Consider the following 19,130-nt stretch of genomic DNA (forward strand, 5'->3'; position numbering starts at 1 on the left):
CTACCCGGCCGTGCCGGCGCGGCGCCCGGCGGCCGGCCGGGTCCCCCGGACGCGGGGCCGGGCGGCGGGGACGCGGGGCCGTGCGTCCGGGAGGGGGCGGCGGGCGCGGGGGGAAGCGGGCTGACCACGGTCGCCTGGTCGGCCGCGGCGGCTCCCGCGGGGCCGGCGGACGGCTCGTCCGTCCCGGGGGACCGTCCAGGGCCGCCAGGGATGCGCAGGCCGCCCTTGGGACGGATGACCATCATGGTCTGGTCGGTGTCCGGCTCACCCTCGGCGGACGCGGCGGCGGCCTGGGCCTTGGGGACGGTGGTCTGCGGGTCGGGGGCGGGGGCCTGGACCTTCGGGACGGTGGTCCGCGCGTCCCGCCCCTCGGCGGCGGATGCCTGACCTGCGGCGGCGGAGTCGCGCGGACCGGCGTCCCGTCCCGTGGCGGCGGAGGCCCGCCGGCCGGGCTCCGGAGTGGAGGAGGCGGCGGGGCGCGGGCCGGAGGACGAGGCGGACGGTGATGCCCCGGAGGTCGATGGCGCGGCCGAGGTGCTTGAGGTGGATGACGGGGCGGACGTGCCCGAGGTCGACGCCGGAGCGGAGGGCGTCGCGCCGGGGGAGGGGGCCGGGGTGGGGCGGGATCCGGCGGAGGCGGACGCCGGGGAGGGCGGCGGGGCGGAGGAGGTCTTGGCCACGCGGCGGAGCATGGCGACGGCCAGGTCGAAGCTGAGGCGCTTGGTGTGGTCCTTCTCCAGCAGCCCTTCCAGCGCGGGGCGCAGCGGCCCGGCCTGCGTGGGCGGGTCGGCCTGCTCGGTCATCAAGGCCGCCAGGGTCTCGCTGACCGACTTGCGCTCGTACGCGGGACGTCCCTCGACCGCGAAGTACAGCGTCGCGCCCAGCGACCACAGGTCCGACTCGGGGCCGGTGTGGTCGCCCCTGGCCCGCTCGGGCGCGGTGTAGCCGGGGGAGCCGATGACCATGCCGGTCCTGGTGATGTTGCTGTCGCCCTCGGACTTGGCGATGCCGAAGTCGGTGAGGACGACCCGGCCGGTGTCGGTGAGCAGCACGTTGCTGGGCTTGACGTCGCGGTGCAGGACGCCCTGCTTGTGGGCCGCGCCGAGCGCCCCGAGCAGGTCGAGCCCGATCTCGGCGACGAGCCGTGGCGGCAGCGGGCCCTCCTCGTCGACCACCTGCTCCAGCGACCGGGCCTCGACGAGCTCCATGACGATCCACGGGCTGCCGTCCACCAGGATGGCGTCGTGGACGGTCGCCACCGAGGGATGCACGATCTTGGCGGCGTTGCGCCCCTCGCGGATCATGCGCTCGCGCAGCTCTTCGCGCTGTTCCTTGGTGAGACCCGAGTCGTGCCGGATCTCCTTGACGGCGACGTCACGGCCGAGGAGGCGGTCGTGCGCCCGCCAGACCGTGCCCATCGTCCCCCGCCCGAGGGCGGCGATCAACTCATACCGGTCGGCGAGCAGCCGCCTCTGCTGTTCGGGCATGACTAAGAAGATAGCGATAGTGCCTTGAGCCTTGCTTTCCCCTTACTTACGCATATTTCTCGGCCAAAACCGACGGGGCAGCACCATCCGCACGATATCGGACAGCTGGCGGATCATCTGACCCACTTCGGGGTTGGCCGGAGCGCGCCGGCGACCGGCCGTCGGGTCCACCGGTTTGCGGTGCACGCCCTCGGCGGGCCTGCGCGGCCCACGCGGCGCCGGCACGGGGGCCGGGCTCTCGGAGGGCCTCTCGGAAGGCGCGGCGAACGCCCGTTCGGGCCGGGCGTCCGCGCGGTGCTGGCCCCGGTGCGCCGTGCGGCGCGGCGAGGTCGACACCCGGCCGCCGCCGTCCCGAGGCCCGTCGCCGTCGCCGGGACCGCTGTTCGGGGAGTCGTGCGGCCCGCCCCGGCGCCCGCCCCGCACGGTGTCGTGCGCGCCCATCGCGGCGTGCGGCGCCTGCGGGCCGCCGGACGACGTCACCGACGTGCGGCCCGTGCGCTGGGCGGGACCGCCGAGCGGCTCCTCCGCCGAACCTCCGGCGGCGACGCGCGCCAGCATGAGCGAGGCGCGCATGCCGTCGAGCCGCGCGTCCGGGTCGATCTGCAGCAGGCCGCTCAAGATGGGGGCGAGCGGCCCGGCGCGTTCCATGGGGATCGGCTCGCCGCTGGTGAGCGCGGCCAGCGCGGCGGCGGCCGTGCGGCGCCCGTGCAGGCCGCGGCCCTCCACGGCCGTGTACAAGGTGGCGCCGAGCGACCACAGGTCGCCCGCGGGGCTGGCCCGGTCGCCGAGGACCCGCTCGGGCGCGATGTAGCCGGCCGAGCCGAGCACGATGCCGGCCTGGGTGATGGACGCGTCGCCTTCGAGGGCGGCCAGGCCGAAGTCGGTCAGCACGGCGCGGTCCTCGGTGACCAGGACGTTGCTGGGCTTGACGTCGCGGTGCAGGATGCCCTTGGCGTGCACGGCGCGCAGCGCCCCGAGCACCTGGCGGCCGATCTCGGCCACGCGGCGCGGCGGCAGCGGCCCCTGCTCCTTGACCATCTCCTCCAGAGACTGCGCGCGCAGCAGCTCCATGACGATCCAGGGCCGGTCGTCGTCGGTGACGACGTCGAAGACGGTGATCACCGACGGGTGGGCGACCATGGCGGTCGCCCTGCCCTCGCGTTCGGTGCGGGCGCACAGCTCGGCCCGCAGCTCCTCGTCCAGCACGAGCGGGAGGCGGACCTCCTTGACAGCCACGTCACGGTCCAAAAGGACATCGTGGGCGCGCCAGACCGTGCCCATGCCGCCACGCCCCACCGGCTCCACAAGCCGGTATCGCGAGGCTAGCTCGTATCCGACTGGCGCGCGCATGGGTGGCAGCTTACCGATTTGTTCATCGCCGCCTGTAGAGGCCATGCCGATTCTCTGTTGAGATCTTCGGTCAGATTTGGTCAGGTTCGGCGACCGATAGTGAGCACGGGACCACTGGTGTCCTGGAAGAAGTCCTCACCCTTGTCGTCCACCACGATGAAGGCGGGGAAGTCCTCCACCTCGATCTTCCAGACGGCCTCCATGCCGAGCTCCGGATACTCGATGACCTCGACCTTCTTGATGCAGTCCTGCGCGAGGCGGGCCGCCGGGCCGCCGATGGAGCCGAGGTAGAAGCCGCCGTGCGCCCGGCACGCCTCGGTGACCTGCTTGGAACGGTTCCCCTTGGCCAGCATGACCAGCGAGCCGCCCGCCGCCTGGAAGCGCTCCACGTAGGAGTCCATGCGGCCGGCCGTCGTCGGGCCGAAGGAGCCCGAGGCGTACCCCTCGGGCGTCTTGGCCGGTCCGGCGTAGTAGACCGCGTGGTCCTTGAGGTACTGCGGCATCTCCTCGCCGGCGTCCAGCCGTTCGGCGATCTTGGCGTGCGCGATGTCGCGCGCCACGACCAGCGGGCCGGTCAGGGACAGCCGGGTCTTGACCGGGTACCGCGACAGCTCGGCGAGGATCTCGGCCATCGGCCGGTTGAGGTCGACCGGCACCACGTCGTCCGACAGGTGCTCGTCGGTGGTGTCGGGCAGGAAGCGCGCGGGGTCGGTCTCCAGCTTCTCCAGGAAGACCCCCTCCGGCGTGATCTTGGCCAGGGCCTGCCGGTCGGCGCTGCACGAGACCGCGATGGCCACCGGGCAGGAGGCGCCGTGCCGGGGCAGGCGGATCACCCGCACGTCGTGGCAGAAGTACTTGCCGCCGAACTGGGCGCCGATGCCGAGCCTCTGCGTCAGCTCGAAGACCTTCTTCTCCATCTCCAGGTCGCGGAAGCCGTGGCCGGAGGTCGAGCCCTCGGTGGGGATCGCGTCCAGGTAGCGGGCCGAGGCGTACTTGGCGGTCTTCAGCGCGTACTCGGCGCTCGTGCCGCCCACGACCACGGCCAGGTGGTACGGCGGGCAGGCGGCGGTGCCGAGGGAGCGGATCTTCTCCTCCAGGAACTCCAGCATCCGCTTCTCGTTGAGGACGGCCTTGGTCTCCTGGTACAGGAACGACTTGTTGGCGCTGCCGCCGCCCTTGGCCATGAACAGCAGCTTGTACTCGTCGGGGTGGCCGTGCGGGTCCTCGGCGTACAGCTCGATCTGGGCCGGCAGGTTGCTGCCGGTGTTCTTCTCGTCCCACATGGTCAGCGGGGCCATCTGCGAGTAGCGCAGGTTGAGCTCGGTGTAGGCGTCGTACACGCCGCGGGCGATGTGCTCGGCGTCGGCGCCGTCGGTCAGCACGTGGCGGCCGCGCTTGCCCATCACGATGGCGGTGCCGGTGTCCTGGCACATGGGGAGCACGCCGCCGGCCGAGATGCTCGCGTTCTTCAGCAGGTCGAGGGCCACGAAGCGGTCGTTGCCGCTGGACTCCGGATCGTCGATGATCTTGCGGAGCTGGGCGAGGTGGGACGAGCGCAGATAGTGGGAGATGTCGTGGATCGCGGTGGAGGTCAGCAGCCGGAGCACCTCCGGGTCCACCTCCAGGAACGTGCGGCCCGCCGCCTCGACCTTGCGCACCCCCTCCGCCGTGATCAGACGGTACTCCGTCTCATCCGGACCCAGCGGGAGAAGGTCGGTGTAGTCGAACTCGGGCATCGCTCGTGCTCCTCCGTAGTGTGGCGTGCTCGCCGCCGTCCTGTTGCAGGGTAAGGCTCTCCGCGGCCGCCCGCCGACCCGGGCCGCGCCGTGCCGGGGCCCCGGACGGGGGATCTGTGGTGGCCGGGCCGTGTCACCTGGGGCATTCGTGGGAAGGAGAAGACGTCCGCCGGTAGGGCGCCGTCCGAAGGTCGATAAGTACGCGTTCGATAATGGACGTAGGCACGTGTCCGAGATCGGGGGGAAATCATGGACCCGGGCTACATCGTGGTGGTCATCTTCGGCGTGTCGGTGGTCGCGGCCGTCCTGGGCGTCGCGCTCGTCACCATCGTGCTCCGCGGCATCAGGGGCGAGCCGGTCCAGTGGCCGGTGGCCCCCGACGGCCGAGCCCGGCGGCGCGAGATCGAGACGCGGCGGCGCGAGATCGAGACGCGGCGGCGCGAGGGCATCGAGAGCGGTCAGGGCGCGGGCCCCCGCGAGGGCGGCGAGCACCCGGAATGGACCGGCAAGGATCTGGCCGGTGACGACCTGCGCCCGGCCGGCGCCCGTGACGAGAAACACGCCCTGCCGGGGCGGGCGCGGTGGTGGTGAGCCGCGCCACGCCTCCCCTGCGACGGGCCCGGACCTCCTCCATGGGGCTGCCGGGCCCGTCGGCCGTCCGCCCCCCTGGCCTCCCCTCCGGGCGGCCGGCCGCCATGAGGATAGATCGTCCGAATGTCAGGACAAAGTCTTGACTCGCGGCATTCTGATCCTTAGAACTGGGGACGAACCGTCATGAGGTGATCGGAGCGCCGGAGGCAGCATGCGTGTGGGTCTGTTGGGTCTTGGCCGTATCGGCGCGTTCCACGCGACGACGCTCGCCGCCCACCCGGAGGTGGACGAGCTGATCGTGTCCGACGCGGACGAAGTCAGGGCGAAGGAGGTGGCCGGCCGGGTCGGGGCGCTGGTGGGGGACGCCTTCCAGACCGACGCCGTGGTCGTCGCCACCCCGACCTCCACCCACGCCGAGCTGATCCTGCGGGCCTGCGAGGCCGGCGTCCCCGTCTTCTGCGAGAAGCCCGTCGCCCCCACCATCGAGGAGACCACGCGCGTCCTGCGCGCCGCCGACCGCAGCGGCGTGCTCGTGCACATCGGCTTCCAGCGGCGCTTCGACGCCGGGTACGCCGAGGCCCGCCGCGCGCTGGCCGGCGGCGAGCTCGGCGACCTGCACCGCGTGCACATGCTCACCGCCGACCCGCGCCCCCCGGCCGCCGAGTACATCCCGCTGTCGGGCGGCATCTACCGCGACTGCCACATCCACGACTTCGACATCCTGCGCTGGGTGACCGGCCGCGAGGTCGAGTCGGTCTACGCGACGGGCGCCAACCGCGGCGCCGCGTTCTTCGCCGAGGCGGGCGACGTGGACACCAGCGCCGCCCTGCTCACCATGGACGACGGCACGCTCGTCACGCTCCAGGGGTCCCGCTACAACGGCGCGGGGTACGACGTCCGCATGGAGCTGGCCGGCACCCGGCGCACCCTCTCGGTCGGCCTGGACGAGCGGTTGCCCCTCGCCTCGGCGGAGCCCGGGGTCGCCTTCCCCGGCGGCGAGCCGTGGCCCGACTTCGGGGCGCGCTTCGAGCCGGCGTACGTGGCCGAGATCGGCGCGTTCCTGGCGAGCGTGCGCGACGGCGGGCCCAGCCTGTGCGGCGTCCGCGACGCGCTCGCGGCGCTGCGCGTCGCCGAGGCGGCCGAGCTGTCGCGCCGCGAGGGACGTCCCGTCCGCGTCGCCGAGATCGCCCAGGTGACGGCATGAACCACCCGACCGGAGAGGTGAACGTGAGCGGCACGACGGAGACCGGCCAGGGCGGGGCCCTGCGCATCGCGGGAGCGCCGATCAGCTGGGGCGTGTGCGAGGTGCCCGACTGGGGTCACCAGCTCGACCGAGAGCGCGTCCTCGGCGAGATGCGCGCGCTCGGCCTCACGGCCACCGAACTCGGGCCCGACGGGTTCCTGCCGCCGTCCCCCGGGCACCGCCGCTCGCTGCTGGACTCCTACGGCCTGCGGGCCATCGGCGGCTTCGTCCCGGTCGTGCTGCACGACCCGGCCTACGACCCGGTGCCCGAGGCGAAGGCGATGTTCCGCTCCTTCGCCGAGGGGGACGTGGACACCGTCGTCCTGGCCGCCGCCACCGGCGCCGACGGCTACGACGAACGCCCGGCGCTGGACGCCGAAGGCTGGGCGACGCTGCTCGGCAACCTCGGGCGGCTGCTGTCGGAGGCCGAGCCGTTCGGCCGCGCCGTCACGCTCCACCCGCACGTCGGCACCATGATCGAGACGCGGGACGAGGTCGACCGGGTGCTCGACGGCTCGGCGATGCCGCTCTGCCTGGACACCGGTCACCTTCTCATCGGGGGCACCGACCCGCTCGACCTGGTGTCCAGGGCAGCAGCAAGGGTCGCACACGTGCACCTCAAAGACGTGGACGCCACGCTCGCCGAGCAGGTCCGCACCGGAAAGCTGACCTACACCGACGCCGTGCGCGCCGGCGTCTACCGCCCCCTCGGGCGCGGCGACGTGGACGTGGCCGGCATCGTCGCCGGGCTCGGCGCGGCCGGCTACCAGGGCTGGTACGTCATGGAGCAGGACGTCGTGCTGTCCGGCGAACCCCCGCGGGGAGAAGGCCCCGAGATCGCGGTCTGCGAGAGCCTCGCCTACCTCGCGGCGCTCTCATGAGCGATCCCCGCCCCGGGATCGCCCACGGCGGGGACGCCTTCGAGGTGCTCACGATGGGCAGGGTCGGCGTCGACATCTACCCGCTCCAGGTCGGCGTGTCGCTGCGCGAGGTGGAGACCTTCGGCAAGTACCTCGGCGGCAGCGCCACCAACGTCGCGGTCGCCGCCGCCCGGCTCGGCCGCGGGGCCGCGGTGATCACCCGCACCGGGGCCGACCCGTTCGGGGCCTTCATCCACGACGCGCTGCGCTCCTACGACGTGGACGACCGGTACGTCACCGAGGTGCCCGGGCTGCCGACGCCGGTGACCTTCTGCGAGATCCGCCCGCCGGAGGACTTCCCGCTGTACTTCTACCGCTTCCCCAAGGCCCCTGACCTGGAGATCAACGCTGGTGAGCTGGACCTCGCCGCCGTCAGGGACGCCGGCCTGTTCTGGGCGACGGTCACCGGGCTGTCCCAGGAGCCGTCCAGGAGCGCCCACTTCACCGCCTGGGAGGCGCGCGGCCGTGCGCCGCTGACCGTCCTGGACCTGGACTACCGCCCCATGTTCTGGGAGTCGGCGCGGGCCGCAGGAGAATGGGTGCGCAAGGCGTTGCGGCACGTCACGGTGGCCGTGGGCAACCTGGAGGAGTGCGAGGTCGCCACCGGCGCCCGCGAGCCGCGCGAGGCCGCCAGGGCGCTGCTCGACATGGGCGTCGAGGTCGCCGTCGTCAAGCAGGGCTCCGGCGGCGTGCTCGGCATGACGGCGGAGCGCACCGTGGAGGTCCCGCCCGTGCCGGTCGAGGTCGTCAACGGGCTCGGCGCCGGCGACGCGTTCGGCGGCGCGCTCTGCGACGGCCTGCTGGCCGGGCGTGACCTGGAACAGACCCTCCGGTACGCCAACGCGGCCGGGGCCATCGTGGCCGGACGCCTCGCCTGCGCCCCGGCCATGCCCACAGCCAAGGAGGTCGAGGCCGTGCTCTCGGGGGAAGCCCATGCGTGACGAGGACCGCAGGAGTCTGGCGGAGTACCGCGCCAGGTATCCGGAGAAGATCGCGCAGGCCGCGGCCGAACGCCGCCGCAGGCCGTTGCTGCGCGAGCGCGGCCAGATGCTCATCATCGCCGCCGACCACGCCGCCCGCGGCGCGCTCAGCGTGCGGGGCCGCCCGATGGCCATGGCCAACCGCGTCGACCTGCTCGACCGGCTGTGCGCGGCCCTGGCCCGCCCCGGGGTGGACGGCCTGCTCGCCACCCCCGACATCGTCGAGGACCTGCTGCTGCTCGGCGCGCTCCACGACAAGGTCGTGATCGGCTCGATGAACCGCGGCGGCATCCACGGCAGCGCCTTCGAGTTCGACGACCGCTTCACCGCCTACGACACCGACTCGATCGTGCGGATGCGGCTCGACGGCGGCAAGATGCTGTGCCGCGTCGGGCTGCGCTCGCCCGAGACCGCCGTCACGCTCGAATCATGCGCGCGCGCCGTCACGAGCCTGGCCGGACAGGGCCTGATGGCGATGATCGAGCCGTTCTGGTCCCACCGGGACGAGGGCGTGGTCCACCACGACCTGTCGCCGGAGGGCATGATCCACGCCGTCCACGTCGGCCAGGCGCTCGGCGCCACCTCCGCGCACACCTGGCTGAAGATCCCGGTGATCGCCGACATGGAGCGGGTCATGGACGCCACCACCCTTCCCACCCTGCTGCTCGGCGGCGATCCCACCAAGGCGCCCGACGAGGTGTACTCCTCGTGGGGCAAGGCGCTGCGCCTTCCCGGCGTCCGGGGACTCGTGGTCGGGCGCGCCCTGCTCTACCCTCCCGACGACGACGTGGCGGCGGCCGTCGACACCGCCGCCGGGCTGCTGGAGGTGTCCTGATGTCCTACATCCCCGCCGGCTCGACCGCCGCCGCTCCCTGGGCGCTGCGCGTGACGCCCGAGCTCGCGGGATGGACCTACGCCGGGTTGCGCACGCTCAACCTGTCCGGCGAGACCGTCGAGTTCGCCACCGGCCCTGAGGAGATGCTCGTCCTGCCGCTTTCCGGGTCGTGCACGGTCGAGTGCGACGGAGAGCGCCTTTCGCTCCACGGCCGCCCGTCGGTGTTCGAGGGCGTCTCCGACTTCGCCTACGTGCCCGTGGAAGCGACCGTCCGCGTCACCGGGGAGGGCAGGTTCGCGCTGCCGTCCGCCCGCGCCACCCGGCGGCTCCCGGTGCGGTACGGGCCCGCGGGCAAGGTGCCGGTGGAGGTCCGGGGAGCCGGGCAGGCCAGCCGGCAGGTCAACAACTTCTGCGCGCCGGACGCGTTCGAGTGCGACAAGCTCGTCGCCGTCGAGGTCCTCACCCCCGAGGGCAACTGGTCGTCCTACCCTCCGCACAAGCACGACACCCCCGGCGAGGGCGAGGCGGTGCTGGAGGAGATCTACTACTTCGAGGGCGGCCCCGGCTACCAGCGGGTGTACGGCTCGCCGGGCAAGCCCATCGACGTGCTCGCCGAGGTCGGCTGCGGAGACGTCGTGCTCGTCCCGCACGGCTACCACGGCCCGTCGATGGCCGCCCCCGGCTACGACCTGTACTACCTGAACGTCCTGGCCGGCCCGGCCGGCGAGCGGTCCATGGCCTTCTGCGACGACCCCCGCCACGCCTGGATCCGCGCCGGCTGGCAGGGGCAGGCCGTGGACCCCCGCGTCCCCATGACCACGGCCACCGCGAACGGCCCCGGCGGCACGAGCGAGACGGAGACCCCGGCATGACGACGATTCGGCTCACCGTCGCCCAGGCGCTGGTGCGGTTCCTCGCCGAGCAGTGGAGCGAGCGCGACGGCGTCGAACAGCGGCTCATCGAGGGCTGCTTCGGCATCTTCGGCCACGGCAACGTCGCCGGCGTCGGGCAGGCCCTCGCCGAACAGGGAGCCGGGCTGCGCGACCCGCTGCCCTACTACCTGGCCAGGAACGAGCAGGCCATGGTGCACACGGCCGTGGGCTTCGCCAAGGCGCGCAACCGCCTGTCGGCCTTCGCCTGCACCTCCTCGATCGGCCCGGGGGCGACCAACATGGTCACCGGCGCCGCGCTGGCCACGATCAACCGCATCCCCGTGCTCCTGCTGCCCGGCGACATCTTCGCCACCCGCGCCGCCGGCGCCGTCCTGCAGGAGCTGGAGGACCCCCGCTCCTACGACGTCAGCGTCAACGACTGCCTGCGGCCCGTGTCGCGCTTCTTCGACCGGATCAACCGGCCCGAGCAGCTCCCCGCCGCCCTCATGGCCGCCATGCGCGTGCTCACGGACCCCGCCGAGACCGGCGCCGTCACCATCGCCCTGCCGCAGGACGTCCAGGCCGAGGCCCACGACTGGCCGGTCGAGCTGTTCCGCAGGCGCGTCTGGCACGTCGCCCGGCCTCTGCCCGACTCCGCCGCAGTCGAGCGCGCCGTGGAGGCGATCAAGGCGTCGCGGCGGCCGGTCATCGTCGCGGGCGGCGGCGTCGTCTACAGCGAGGCGTGGGACGAGCTGGCGCGGTTCGCCGAGGGGCACGGCATCCCGGTCGGGGAGACCCAGGCCGGCAAGGGCGTCCTGCCCTATGACCACCCGTGCGCGCTCGGCGCCATCGGGCACACCGGCACGGCCGCCGCCAACGCCATCGCGCGCGACGCCGACCTGGTCATCGGCGTCGGCACCCGGTACACCGACTTCACCACGGCCTCGCGCACGCTCTTCGGGGACGTGCCCTTCGTCAACCTCAACGTCACCGCCTTCGACGCCGCCAAGCACTCCGCCGTCATGCTCGTCGGCGACGCCCGCGAAGGGCTGGCCGTCCTGAACCTCGCCGGCTGGAAGGCCGACCCGTCATGGACGTCCCGGGCCGCCGAGCTGGGGCGCGAATGGCAGGACGAGGTCACGAAGCTGTACGCGGGCGACGAGCTCACCCAGCCGGTCATGCTCGGCGTCGTCAACCAGGTCGCCGGCGCCGACGGGGTGGTCGTCAACGCCGCCGGCTCCATGCCCGGCGAGCTGCACAAACTGTGGCGGGCCCACGACCCGAAGGCCTATCACGTCGAGTACGGCTACTCCTGCATGGGCTACGAGATCGCCGGCGGCCTCGGCGTCAAGCTCGCCGCGCCGGAGCGCGAGGTGTTCGTCCTGGTCGGCGACGGGTCGTACCTCATGATGGCCCAGGAGATCGCCACGGCCGTGCAGGAGGGCGTCAAGCTGGTCATCGTGATCGTGGACAACCACGGTTTCGCCTCCATCGGCGGCCTGTCGGAGTCGGTGGGCGCGCGGCGACTGGGCACGGCCTACCGGGCGCGGTCGGCGGACGGCCGGCTGGAGGGCGACTTCCTGCCCGTCGACCTGGCGGCCAACGCGGCCAGCCTCGGCGCGGACGTCCTTCGCGCCGCAGGCCCCGAGTCGCTGCGCGTCGCCCTCACCAAGGCCCGCGAGGCGACCGGCACCACCGTCGTCCACGTCGAGACCGTCCCCGGCCCCTCCCCGCAGACCACCGCCTGGTGGGACGTCCCCATCGCCGAGATCTCCACCACCCCCGAACTCCACAAACGCTACGAACAACAGAAACGCACCCAACGCCCCTACCTGTAACCCCCTCATCACCCTCGCCCCCACGACAACCCCCACACCCCGTCCGCCACTCACGGCCTTCTGGGGTGGAAGCCTCGGGCGAGGGCGATGATGGCGGTGGCGAGGATCAGGGGGGCGGCGAAGGCGATCTGGTAGTCGGCGGCCTCGGCGATGCCGCCGACGAGGGCGGCTCCCACGATGAAGCCGACGTAGTTGAACATGTTGACCCGGGCGATGGCGACGCCCGTGCCCGCCGGGTCCAGCCGTCCGGCGGCCGAGAACGACTGCGGTGCCACCACCGACAGGCCGACCCCGGCGAGGCCGAAAGCCACGATGGCCAGCGGCTGGTCGGGCGCGGCGACGATCCCGGCGAAGCCGAGCGCGGCGAGCGCGCCGCCGATGCGGACGATCGCCGCGGGCCCGTACCGTCGCACGGCGAAGTCGCCGCCGACGCGCACGACGAAGGTGGCCGCCTGGTAGGCCCCGAGCGCCAGCGGCACGACGGCCGCCGTCGCATGCATGATCTTCTCCATGTAGACGGAGCCGAAGTTCGAGATCGACGCGTCGCCCACGTACAGGAAGGCCATCGCCAGGCACAACGGCAGGATCGGCCTCCAAGCGGCCGCCGGTACGGTGTCGCCGCTCCGGGGCGTCTCAGGGGCGGCGACGTGTTCCTCTTCGGCCGTGAACAGGGTGCGGCCGGCGGTCAGGGCGATGGCGACGCCGACGACCATGGCGACGGTGAAGATGGCTGGCAGGGTCAGCCGCATGGCGCCTCCCACCGACGCCCACCCGGCCCCGACGACCGCCGCCGCGCTCCACAGGGCGTGGAAACCGGTGAGGATGGGGCGGCCGTACCTGCGCTCGGCCGTGACCGCCTGCATGTTCATGCCGGCGTCGACGGCGCCGAGACACAGGCCGAACAGCACGTTGGCCGCGACGAGCTGCGGCACGTCGGCCGCCAGGCCGGCGCACACCACGGCGAGTCCTGCCGCCGGCTGGGCGGCGCGCAGCACCCGGCGGCTGCCGTACCGCTTGGCGATCTCGCCGGCGAGCACGCTGCCGACGCCCGCGATCACGGGGACCACCAACAGGAGGATCGACAGTTCGCCGTCGCTCAGGTGGTGTTTCTGCTGTAGCTGGGCCACCTGGGTGAGCAGAGTGGCGAAGGTCAGACCCTGGACGAAGAAGACCGCGAAGGTGGAAAGGCGCGCACGCCGGTCACGGGGGGTGGGCACTGCGGCTCCGGAAGAACATGAGGAGGGTTCAAGATTGGCCAAGGCTACGGTCGCGCCCCCCGCCGGTCAATGGTCTGTTGACGCCACTCCAGAGGTCAGGGCCACACCCGGTCGGTCACGGGGGTGTCGGGGGACGGCGAGATGCGCACGGCCCGGGTCTCCTGCACCGAGAACTCGTCCACCACGTGCCGGTTGTGGACCAGGAAGCCGACGAGCCCGGCGACGGCCTGCACACCCTGGTCGGCGCGGGCGTGGCCGGTCAGCAGGTAGATGTAGGGAGCGGAGAGCTTGTCCAGCAGGAAACGGCTGCCGTGCCGGTGGACGTCCTTCAGGGCCTTGATGGGGATGGGGCGGCGGGAGGTGAACCACACGGCGACGTCCCACATGGGGACCTCAGGCTCCTGCGCGGCCGCGTCCTCGTAACAGGCGACGCAGCCCCGGCGGGCGTCCTGCCCGTGGGGGCACGCCCAGAAGGCGGCATCGTCCCGGTTGTTCACGGTTTCGGCTCCTTCGTGGACGGGTCGGCGGTCATCACGGGCGGCCGCCAATGGAGCAAGGCGGCCTGAACAGGGCCGAGGTACGATTCTGACCGATCTCACGGCTCAATGTGCTTTTCCCCGGCCGTGTTCCGCCAGGTGACCTGTGGTGAGGGGTAGGTCCGGGGTCGGCTCGGGAGTTAGTGTCGAGGCGTGGAAGCCGAGCGCGGAGCGCACTACGACCGTTGGAACGGCCGCTGGCGGCAGCAGGGGGCTCCCGTGCTGCGGCAACTGCTGGCGGGTTTCATCGCCGCAGGCCGGTCCAACGCCGGCGGGCCCGCGCCCCAGGAACTCAGGGCGTCCGACGACGACCGCGAACGCGTGGTCACCGTGCTGCGCGACGCCGTCGCCGACGGCAGGCTCACCCACGACGAGCACGAGGAGCGCGTCGAGGCGGTGTTCGCCGCCCGCACGCTCGGCGAGCTGGCCGTCCTCACCGCCGACCTGCTGCCCGAGCACCTGCAGCCGCTGCGCGCCGACGGGCGTCCGGTGATGGCGCTGTTCCGCTCCGAACAGCGCGAGGGCCGCTGGGTGGTCCCCTCGCACTACTCGGTCACGGCCGTCGGCAGCGGCGTCACGCTGGACCTGCGCGAGGCGCTGCTGCAGAGCAGCCACATCACCGTGCAGGCCACCGTCGTCGGCGCGACGCTCACGCTGATCGTGCCCGAGGGCGTGCGGGTGGTCATCCCGGCCTCGGCGGTCGTCGGCGGGAAGCGGAACCAGGTGCCCGAGACGACCGCGCCGGACGCGCCCGTCATCGAGGTCACCGGCGTGATCATGATGGGCAACGTCGTGGCCAAGTCGCCCAGGCCGCCGAGACGCGGCTGGGCGCGCCGCCGCAGGCCGTAGGGCCGCCGCAGGCCGTAGGGCCGCCGCAGGCCGTAGCGCGGCGGACGGCGGGCGGCCGGTGATCAGGTGGCGGTGTCGAAGTTGATCGCGCTGTAGGCCCGGAGCTTCCAGAGCTGGTGCTCGCTCTCGACCTTGCGCACCGTGCCCGACCTGCCGCGCATGACCAGCGAGTGGGTGACGGCGACCCCGCCGCGATAGCGGACCCCGCCCATCAGCTCGCCGTCGGTGATGCCCGAGGCGGCGAAGAACACATCGTCGGAGGTCACCAGGTCGTCGGTGGTGAGCACGCGGTTCAGGTCGTGCCCGGCCTCCAGCGCCCGGCGGCGCTCGTCGTCGTCCCGCGGCCACAGCTTGCCCTGGATCACCCCGCCCAGGCACTTCAGGGCGCAGGCCGCGATGATGCCCTCGGGGGTGCCGCCGACGCCGAGCATCAGGTCGACGCCGGTGTCCCGGCGGGCCGCCATGATCGCGCCGGCCACGTCGCCGTCGGTGATGAACTTGATGCGCGCCCCGGTGTCGCGGACCTCCTTGGCCAGCCGCTCGTGCCGGGGCCGGTCGAGAATGACCACCGTGACGTCCGACCGCGAGCAGCCCTTGGCCCGGGCGACGGCGGCGACGTTCGCGGCCACGGGCGCGTCGATGTCCACCGCGTCGGCGGCCTCGGGGCCGGTCACCAGCTTGTCCATGTAGAACACCGCCGACGGGTCGTACATCGACCCGCGCGGGCTCACCGCGATCACCGAGATCGCGTTCGGCATGCCGAGCGCGGTCAGCCGCGTGCCGTCGATCGGGTCGACCGCCACGTCGCACTCGGCGCCGCTGCCGTCGCCCACCCGCTCGCCGTTGTAGAGCATCGGCGCGTTGTCCTTCTCGCCCTCGCCGATGACCACGGTGCCGTCCATGGAGACGGTGTTGATGAGCTGGCGCATCGCGTTGACCGCCGCGCCGTCGGCGCCGTTCTTGTCCCCTCGGCCGACCCAGCGGGCCCCGGCCATCGCGGCGGCCTCGGTCACGCGGACCAGCTCAAGGGCCAGGTTGCGATCGGGCGCGCGCTCCTCGGTGGCCAGCGCGGCGGGTACGGACGTCTCTTCCGACATGGTGCGAGCCCCTCTGAGTTGGACGATGGCGATCGGGACGCCCTGGAGTGGACCTACCAGGTTCCCCGCCGTCTAATCCAGGCGTCGTGATGCGGACGCCGTCACGATCGTAGTTGTCCCCCTTCGGCGGCCGACGGAGGGATACTGTCACCGCATGAGCAGCGACACGGAACGACCGGTGACTGTGCGCACCTCCGAACGCGGCGCCGCCACGCGAGGCGCGCTCCTGGACGCCGCCAGAGAGATCTTCGTCACACGGGGCTTCGCCGACGCGGGGGTCACCGATGTCGTCTCCCGCGCGGGGGCCAGTGTCGGCAGCCTCTATCACCACTTCTCCGGCAAGGCCGATCTCTACCTGACCCTGTTCGAGGAGTTCCAGGGCCGTCAGACGCAGCGCACCAAGCAGGCCGTCCAGGCCGCCCGCGGCGAGGGCGAGACCGACCCGATGCGGCTGTTCATCGCCGGCGCCCGCGCCTATCTGGAGGGCTGCTTCGACGAGCGCGAGCTGGCCGCGCTGTTCCTGCGCGGGGACGGGCCGCCCGGCTTCGAGGTGATCATGCGCGACCGCATGCGCCAGTGGGCGCGCCGCAACGCCGCCCTCTTCGAGGAGGACAAGGGCCCCCTGGTCATCGTGGTGACCGGCGCCCTGGCCGCCGCGGTGTCGGAGGTCGTGCTCTCGCAGGACGTCGCCGCGGCGCGGAAGTTCTCCGAGGAGGTCCTGGCGATCATCGGGCAGATCCCGCGCCCGTAGCCCGCGCCGCGCGGGCTGAGTCGGGGGGCGCCCGCCGCGGCCGGTATTCTCCCTGGCTGTGCGCCGATTCACCCAAGGGTTCTACGGGTACGCGTTCGCCGTGCTCTTCTGCCTGGCGATCGTGGGCATCTTCCTGCTCATAGCGCCCCAGAGCCGCGAAGAGCACATCCCGCGGGTGGACTACACGATCACCGTCGCCAACCTCCGCCGCGTCGCCCCGTACGAGGTGCGGGTGCCCGACCCGGTGCCGGCCGGATGGGTGCCCAACAGCTCCGAGGTCGACCAGAAGGGGCACGTCACCTGGCGGCTGGGGTTCGCCACCGCCAAGCGCTCGCACGCCCTGCTCGCCCAGAGCGACGAGCCCGGCGAGGCGTTCGCGAGCCGGCTGGCCAACACCGACAAGAGCACGGGAAGCCGGCAGATCGGCGGCCAGACCTGGCAGGAGCGCTACCGCCCGGACAAGAAGCAGCGCTCGCTCGTGCTCGTCCAGCCGGGCGTGACCGTCGTGGTCACCGGTCTGGCCGACTGGGACGAGCTGACACGGCTCGCGGGCTCCCTCAAGGCGCAACCCAAGATCACCGCCACCCCCACGGCGAGCTGAGCCTCCCTCGAAAGGGGGCCGAACCTCGCCTCGGAAGGCGAGCTGGTTCCTTCGCCGGAAGGGAAGCCGGACCCCGCCCCGGGAGGCGAGCTGATTCCTGCGGGGAAGAAAAGCCGGACCCCGTTTCGGGAGGCGAGCCGAGCCCTGCCTCGGAAGGGGAGCCGAGTCCTCGCCTCAGAAGGGGGTGTTCTCCGCCTCGGCCTCGGACTCGGGGGCCTCGCGACGGGCCATGGCCGCGGCCAGCCTGACCCGCGCGCCCTGCAGCCACTCCTCGCAGATGGCGGCGAGCTTCTCGCCCCGTTCCCACAGCTCGATCGACTGCTCCAGGGTGAGGCCGCCGGCCTCCAGGCGCCGCACGACCTCGGTCAGCTCCTCGCGGGCCTGCTCGTACGACGGCGTCCCGTCTTTCTCCTCAGCCACGGGTCCCACCCTATGGGCATCCGGACCCGCCGGCCGGTCAGGTGGCGGGCTTGTCCACGGTGACCTCGACCCGGCCGTCGGAGAAGCGCAGGCTCAGCCCGTCTCCGGACGTCAGGCCCACCGCCTGCCGTACGACGTCGCCGGAGGGCAGTTGCACGATGGCGTAGCCCCGTTCGAGCGTCGCGGCGGGCGACAGCGCGACGAGGCGGGCCCGCAGGTGCTCCAGGGAGTCCTCGGCCCGGTCGAGGGAGGAGGTGAGGCAGCGGCGCGCCCGGTCGCGAAGGCCCTCCACCTGCTCCGCCCGGCGCTCGACCTCGCGGACCGGGTCGGCCAGCGAGGGACGGGACCGCAGTGCCGCCACCCAGGACAGCTCGCGGTCGAGCCGGCCGCCCACCACCCGCCGCCCCCGGTCGCGGAGCTGGCGCACCAGGGCGAGCTGCTCGCCGACGTCCGGGACGACCTTCTTGGCGGCGTCGGTCGGCGTCGAGGCGCGCACGTCGGCGACCAGGTCCACCAGGGGATTGTCCTGCTCGTGGCCGATGGCGCTCACCACCGGCGTGCGGCAGGCGGAGACGGCGCGCACCAGCGACTCGTCGGAGAACGGCAGCAGGTCCTCCAGGGAGCCGCCGCCCCGCGCGATGATGATCACGTCGATCTCGCGGTCGAGGTCGAACCTGCGCAGCGCCTCGGTGACCTCGCCCACGGCGTACGGCCCCTGGACGGCGACGGTCTCGACCTTGAACCGCACGGCGGGCCAGCGGCGGCGGGCGTTCTCCAGCACGTCGCGTTCGGCCGCCGAGTCGCGCCCGCAGATCAGGCCGATGGTGCCGGGCAGGAAGGGCAGGCGGCGCTTGCGCTCGGCGTTGGCCAGGCCCTCGGCGACGATGACCTGCCGCAGCCGCTCCAGCCGGGCCAGCAGCTCGCCGATGCCCACGGGACGGATCTCCAGGGCGGTGAACGCGAAGGAGCCCCGGTTGACCCAGAAGTCCGGTTTGACGAGCACGACGACCCGCGCGCCGTCCACCGGCCGGGGGACGGTCGCCTCGTAGACGTTGCGCGGGCAGGTCACGCGCGCCGACACGTTGGCCACCGGATCGCGCAAGGTCAGGAACACCGTGCCGCCACGCGACGACAGCTCGGTGATCTGCCCCTCGGCCCACACGGTGCCGAGCTTGCCGATCCACTGGGCCACCATCTGCAGCACCGACCGGATCGGCAGTGGCTGCTCGGGTGAGGTCTTGGCCGTCATGCGGGCAGCCTACAAACCGTCCTCGGCTATTCGGCCGCTTCGAGCTTCGCCAGGCGCTTGGCGTACATCTGCACGATGTCGTCCCGCGCGGCGGTCTGCCGCTCGTACTCGATCAGCGACCGGATCTGGTCGGCGGACTTGCCGCGGAGCCGGGCGCGCAGCGAGGCCATGGTCATCTCGGAGTAGCCGGGCATCGGCTCGGCGAGCGTCGGCGTGTCGCCGGCCGGGGAAGGCGCCGCGGAGGCGACTTCGGCGGCGGTGGTGGTCACGGCGTCGGCGAGCTTGCCTTCCGCGGTCTTGGACCTGCGCGCCCGCGGCTTGGGCGCGGCGGCCTCGCCGGTGGCCGTGCTCTCGGTGCTCTCGGCGCTCTGTGCGGCCTTGGCGGCCTTGGTGGTCCTGGTGGCCCTGGCCTTGGGTTCGGCGGGGGAGGTCCCGGCCTTCGCGGCGGACGCGGCCGTGCGGGGCTTGGCGGCGGCCCGGGACGCGCGCTTCGCGGGCGCGGCGGGCGCCTCGGCCGCGGGATCGGCCGTGACACCGGCGGGCGCGGCGGGCGCCGCG

At 72.9% G+C, this 19,130-nt stretch carries 19 protein-coding genes; 10 read left to right on the forward strand and 9 right to left on the reverse strand.

The features are described 5' to 3' along the window. The 3 genes from ACFQSB_RS39450 to ACFQSB_RS39460 form a co-directional block, all read right to left on the reverse strand. Positions 1-1,487 (reverse strand): serine/threonine-protein kinase (locus ACFQSB_RS39450; RefSeq protein WP_380832418.1); only part of this gene is annotated, 1,487 nt, incomplete at its 3' end. Positions 1,488-1,529: 42 nt separating this feature from the next. Then, a complete protein-coding gene (locus ACFQSB_RS39455) occupies positions 1,530-2,882 on the reverse strand; it encodes a serine/threonine-protein kinase (protein WP_380832419.1) in 1,353 nt (450 codons plus the stop codon). Positions 2,883-2,917: 35 nt separating this feature from the next. Next, positions 2,918-4,573: a fumarate hydratase gene (locus ACFQSB_RS39460; RefSeq protein WP_380832420.1), complete on the reverse strand. Its 1,656-nt coding sequence runs from the start codon at positions 4,571-4,573 to the stop codon at positions 2,918-2,920. A 249-nt stretch (positions 4,574-4,822) separates the two neighbouring features. Here ACFQSB_RS39460 and ACFQSB_RS39465 point away from each other — a divergent pair, with 249 nt between their 5' ends. From ACFQSB_RS39465 to iolD, 7 genes are all read left to right on the forward strand, one after another. Further along, positions 4,823-5,164, forward strand: coding sequence for a hypothetical protein (locus tag ACFQSB_RS39465; RefSeq protein ID WP_380832422.1), 342 nt, complete (start codon positions 4,823-4,825; stop codon positions 5,162-5,164). 211 nt (positions 5,165-5,375) lie between these two features. Further along, positions 5,376-6,368, forward strand: coding sequence for a Gfo/Idh/MocA family protein (locus ACFQSB_RS39470; protein ID WP_380832423.1), 993 nt, complete (start codon positions 5,376-5,378; stop codon positions 6,366-6,368). After that, the gene (locus tag ACFQSB_RS39475; RefSeq protein ID WP_380832425.1) at positions 6,365-7,288 is read left to right on the forward strand and encodes a TIM barrel protein; all 924 of its coding nucleotides are present in this window, start codon (positions 6,365-6,367) and stop codon (positions 7,286-7,288) included. The genes ACFQSB_RS39470 and ACFQSB_RS39475 overlap by 4 nt, the downstream gene beginning before the upstream one ends. Then, positions 7,285-8,268: a 5-dehydro-2-deoxygluconokinase gene (iolC, locus tag ACFQSB_RS39480; protein WP_380832426.1), complete on the forward strand. Its 984-nt coding sequence runs from the start codon at positions 7,285-7,287 to the stop codon at positions 8,266-8,268. Before ACFQSB_RS39475 ends, iolC begins: the two co-directional genes overlap by 4 nt. Further along, a complete protein-coding gene (locus ACFQSB_RS39485) occupies positions 8,261-9,142 on the forward strand; it encodes a Cgl0159 family (beta/alpha)8-fold protein (RefSeq protein ID WP_380832428.1) in 882 nt (293 codons plus the stop codon). The genes iolC and ACFQSB_RS39485 overlap by 8 nt, the downstream gene beginning before the upstream one ends. After that, complete coding sequence (gene iolB, locus ACFQSB_RS39490; RefSeq protein WP_354840150.1) at positions 9,142-10,014, forward strand: 5-deoxy-glucuronate isomerase; 873 nt, start codon at positions 9,142-9,144, stop codon at positions 10,012-10,014. Before ACFQSB_RS39485 ends, iolB begins: the two co-directional genes overlap by 1 nt. After that, on the forward strand, positions 10,011-11,852 hold the full coding sequence (gene iolD / locus ACFQSB_RS39495) for a 3D-(3,5/4)-trihydroxycyclohexane-1,2-dione acylhydrolase (decyclizing) (protein WP_380832429.1): 1,842 nt from the start codon (positions 10,011-10,013) through the stop codon (positions 11,850-11,852). The genes iolB and iolD overlap by 4 nt, the downstream gene beginning before the upstream one ends. A gap of 50 nt (positions 11,853-11,902) precedes the next feature. Here iolD and ACFQSB_RS39500 read toward each other — a convergent pair whose 3' ends face one another. Both ACFQSB_RS39500 and ACFQSB_RS39505 read right to left on the reverse strand, forming a co-directional pair. Continuing rightward, positions 11,903-13,069 carry an MFS transporter gene (locus tag ACFQSB_RS39500; protein ID WP_380832431.1) on the reverse strand — a complete coding sequence of 389 codons (1,167 nt, stop codon included), beginning with the start codon at positions 13,067-13,069 and terminating at the stop codon, positions 11,903-11,905. A gap of 95 nt (positions 13,070-13,164) precedes the next feature. Beyond that, positions 13,165-13,566: a hypothetical protein gene (locus ACFQSB_RS39505; protein WP_380832433.1), complete on the reverse strand. Its 402-nt coding sequence runs from the start codon at positions 13,564-13,566 to the stop codon at positions 13,165-13,167. A gap of 192 nt (positions 13,567-13,758) precedes the next feature. Between ACFQSB_RS39505 and ACFQSB_RS39510 the strand changes: the two genes are divergently transcribed. Further along, positions 13,759-14,454 (forward strand): DUF1707 SHOCT-like domain-containing protein, encoded by a 696-nt coding sequence (locus tag ACFQSB_RS39510; protein ID WP_380832434.1) that lies wholly within the window; start codon positions 13,759-13,761, stop codon positions 14,452-14,454. A gap of 62 nt (positions 14,455-14,516) precedes the next feature. Here ACFQSB_RS39510 and glpX read toward each other — a convergent pair whose 3' ends face one another. Continuing rightward, a complete protein-coding gene (gene glpX / locus ACFQSB_RS39515) occupies positions 14,517-15,551 on the reverse strand; it encodes a class II fructose-bisphosphatase (protein ID WP_380832436.1) in 1,035 nt (344 codons plus the stop codon). Positions 15,552-15,705: 154 nt separating this feature from the next. Here glpX and ACFQSB_RS39520 point away from each other — a divergent pair, with 154 nt between their 5' ends. Continuing rightward, entirely contained in the window at positions 15,706-16,302 is a 597-nt protein-coding gene (locus ACFQSB_RS39520; protein ID WP_380832438.1) for a TetR/AcrR family transcriptional regulator, read from the forward strand. Positions 16,303-16,360: 58 nt separating this feature from the next. After that, positions 16,361-16,903, forward strand: coding sequence for a DUF4245 domain-containing protein (locus ACFQSB_RS39525; RefSeq protein WP_380832440.1), 543 nt, complete (start codon positions 16,361-16,363; stop codon positions 16,901-16,903). 174 nt (positions 16,904-17,077) lie between these two features. Here ACFQSB_RS39525 and ACFQSB_RS39530 read toward each other — a convergent pair whose 3' ends face one another. The 3 genes from ACFQSB_RS39530 to ACFQSB_RS39540 all read right to left on the reverse strand — a co-directional run. After that, positions 17,078-17,323, reverse strand: a complete 246-nt coding sequence (locus tag ACFQSB_RS39530) for an exodeoxyribonuclease VII small subunit (protein WP_380832441.1) — start codon at positions 17,321-17,323, stop codon at positions 17,078-17,080. Positions 17,324-17,360: 37 nt separating this feature from the next. Then, positions 17,361-18,572, reverse strand: coding sequence for an exodeoxyribonuclease VII large subunit (xseA, locus tag ACFQSB_RS39535; protein ID WP_380832443.1), 1,212 nt, complete (start codon positions 18,570-18,572; stop codon positions 17,361-17,363). A 26-nt stretch (positions 18,573-18,598) separates the two neighbouring features. Further along, positions 18,599-19,130, reverse strand: a 532-nt coding sequence (locus ACFQSB_RS39540; protein ID WP_380832445.1) for a hypothetical protein, incomplete at its 5' end; no start/stop codon positions are given.

Source organism: Sphaerisporangium rhizosphaerae (assembly GCF_042665155.1).
GTDB classification, from domain to species: domain Bacteria; phylum Actinomycetota; class Actinomycetes; order Streptosporangiales; family Streptosporangiaceae; genus Sphaerisporangium; species Sphaerisporangium rhizosphaerae.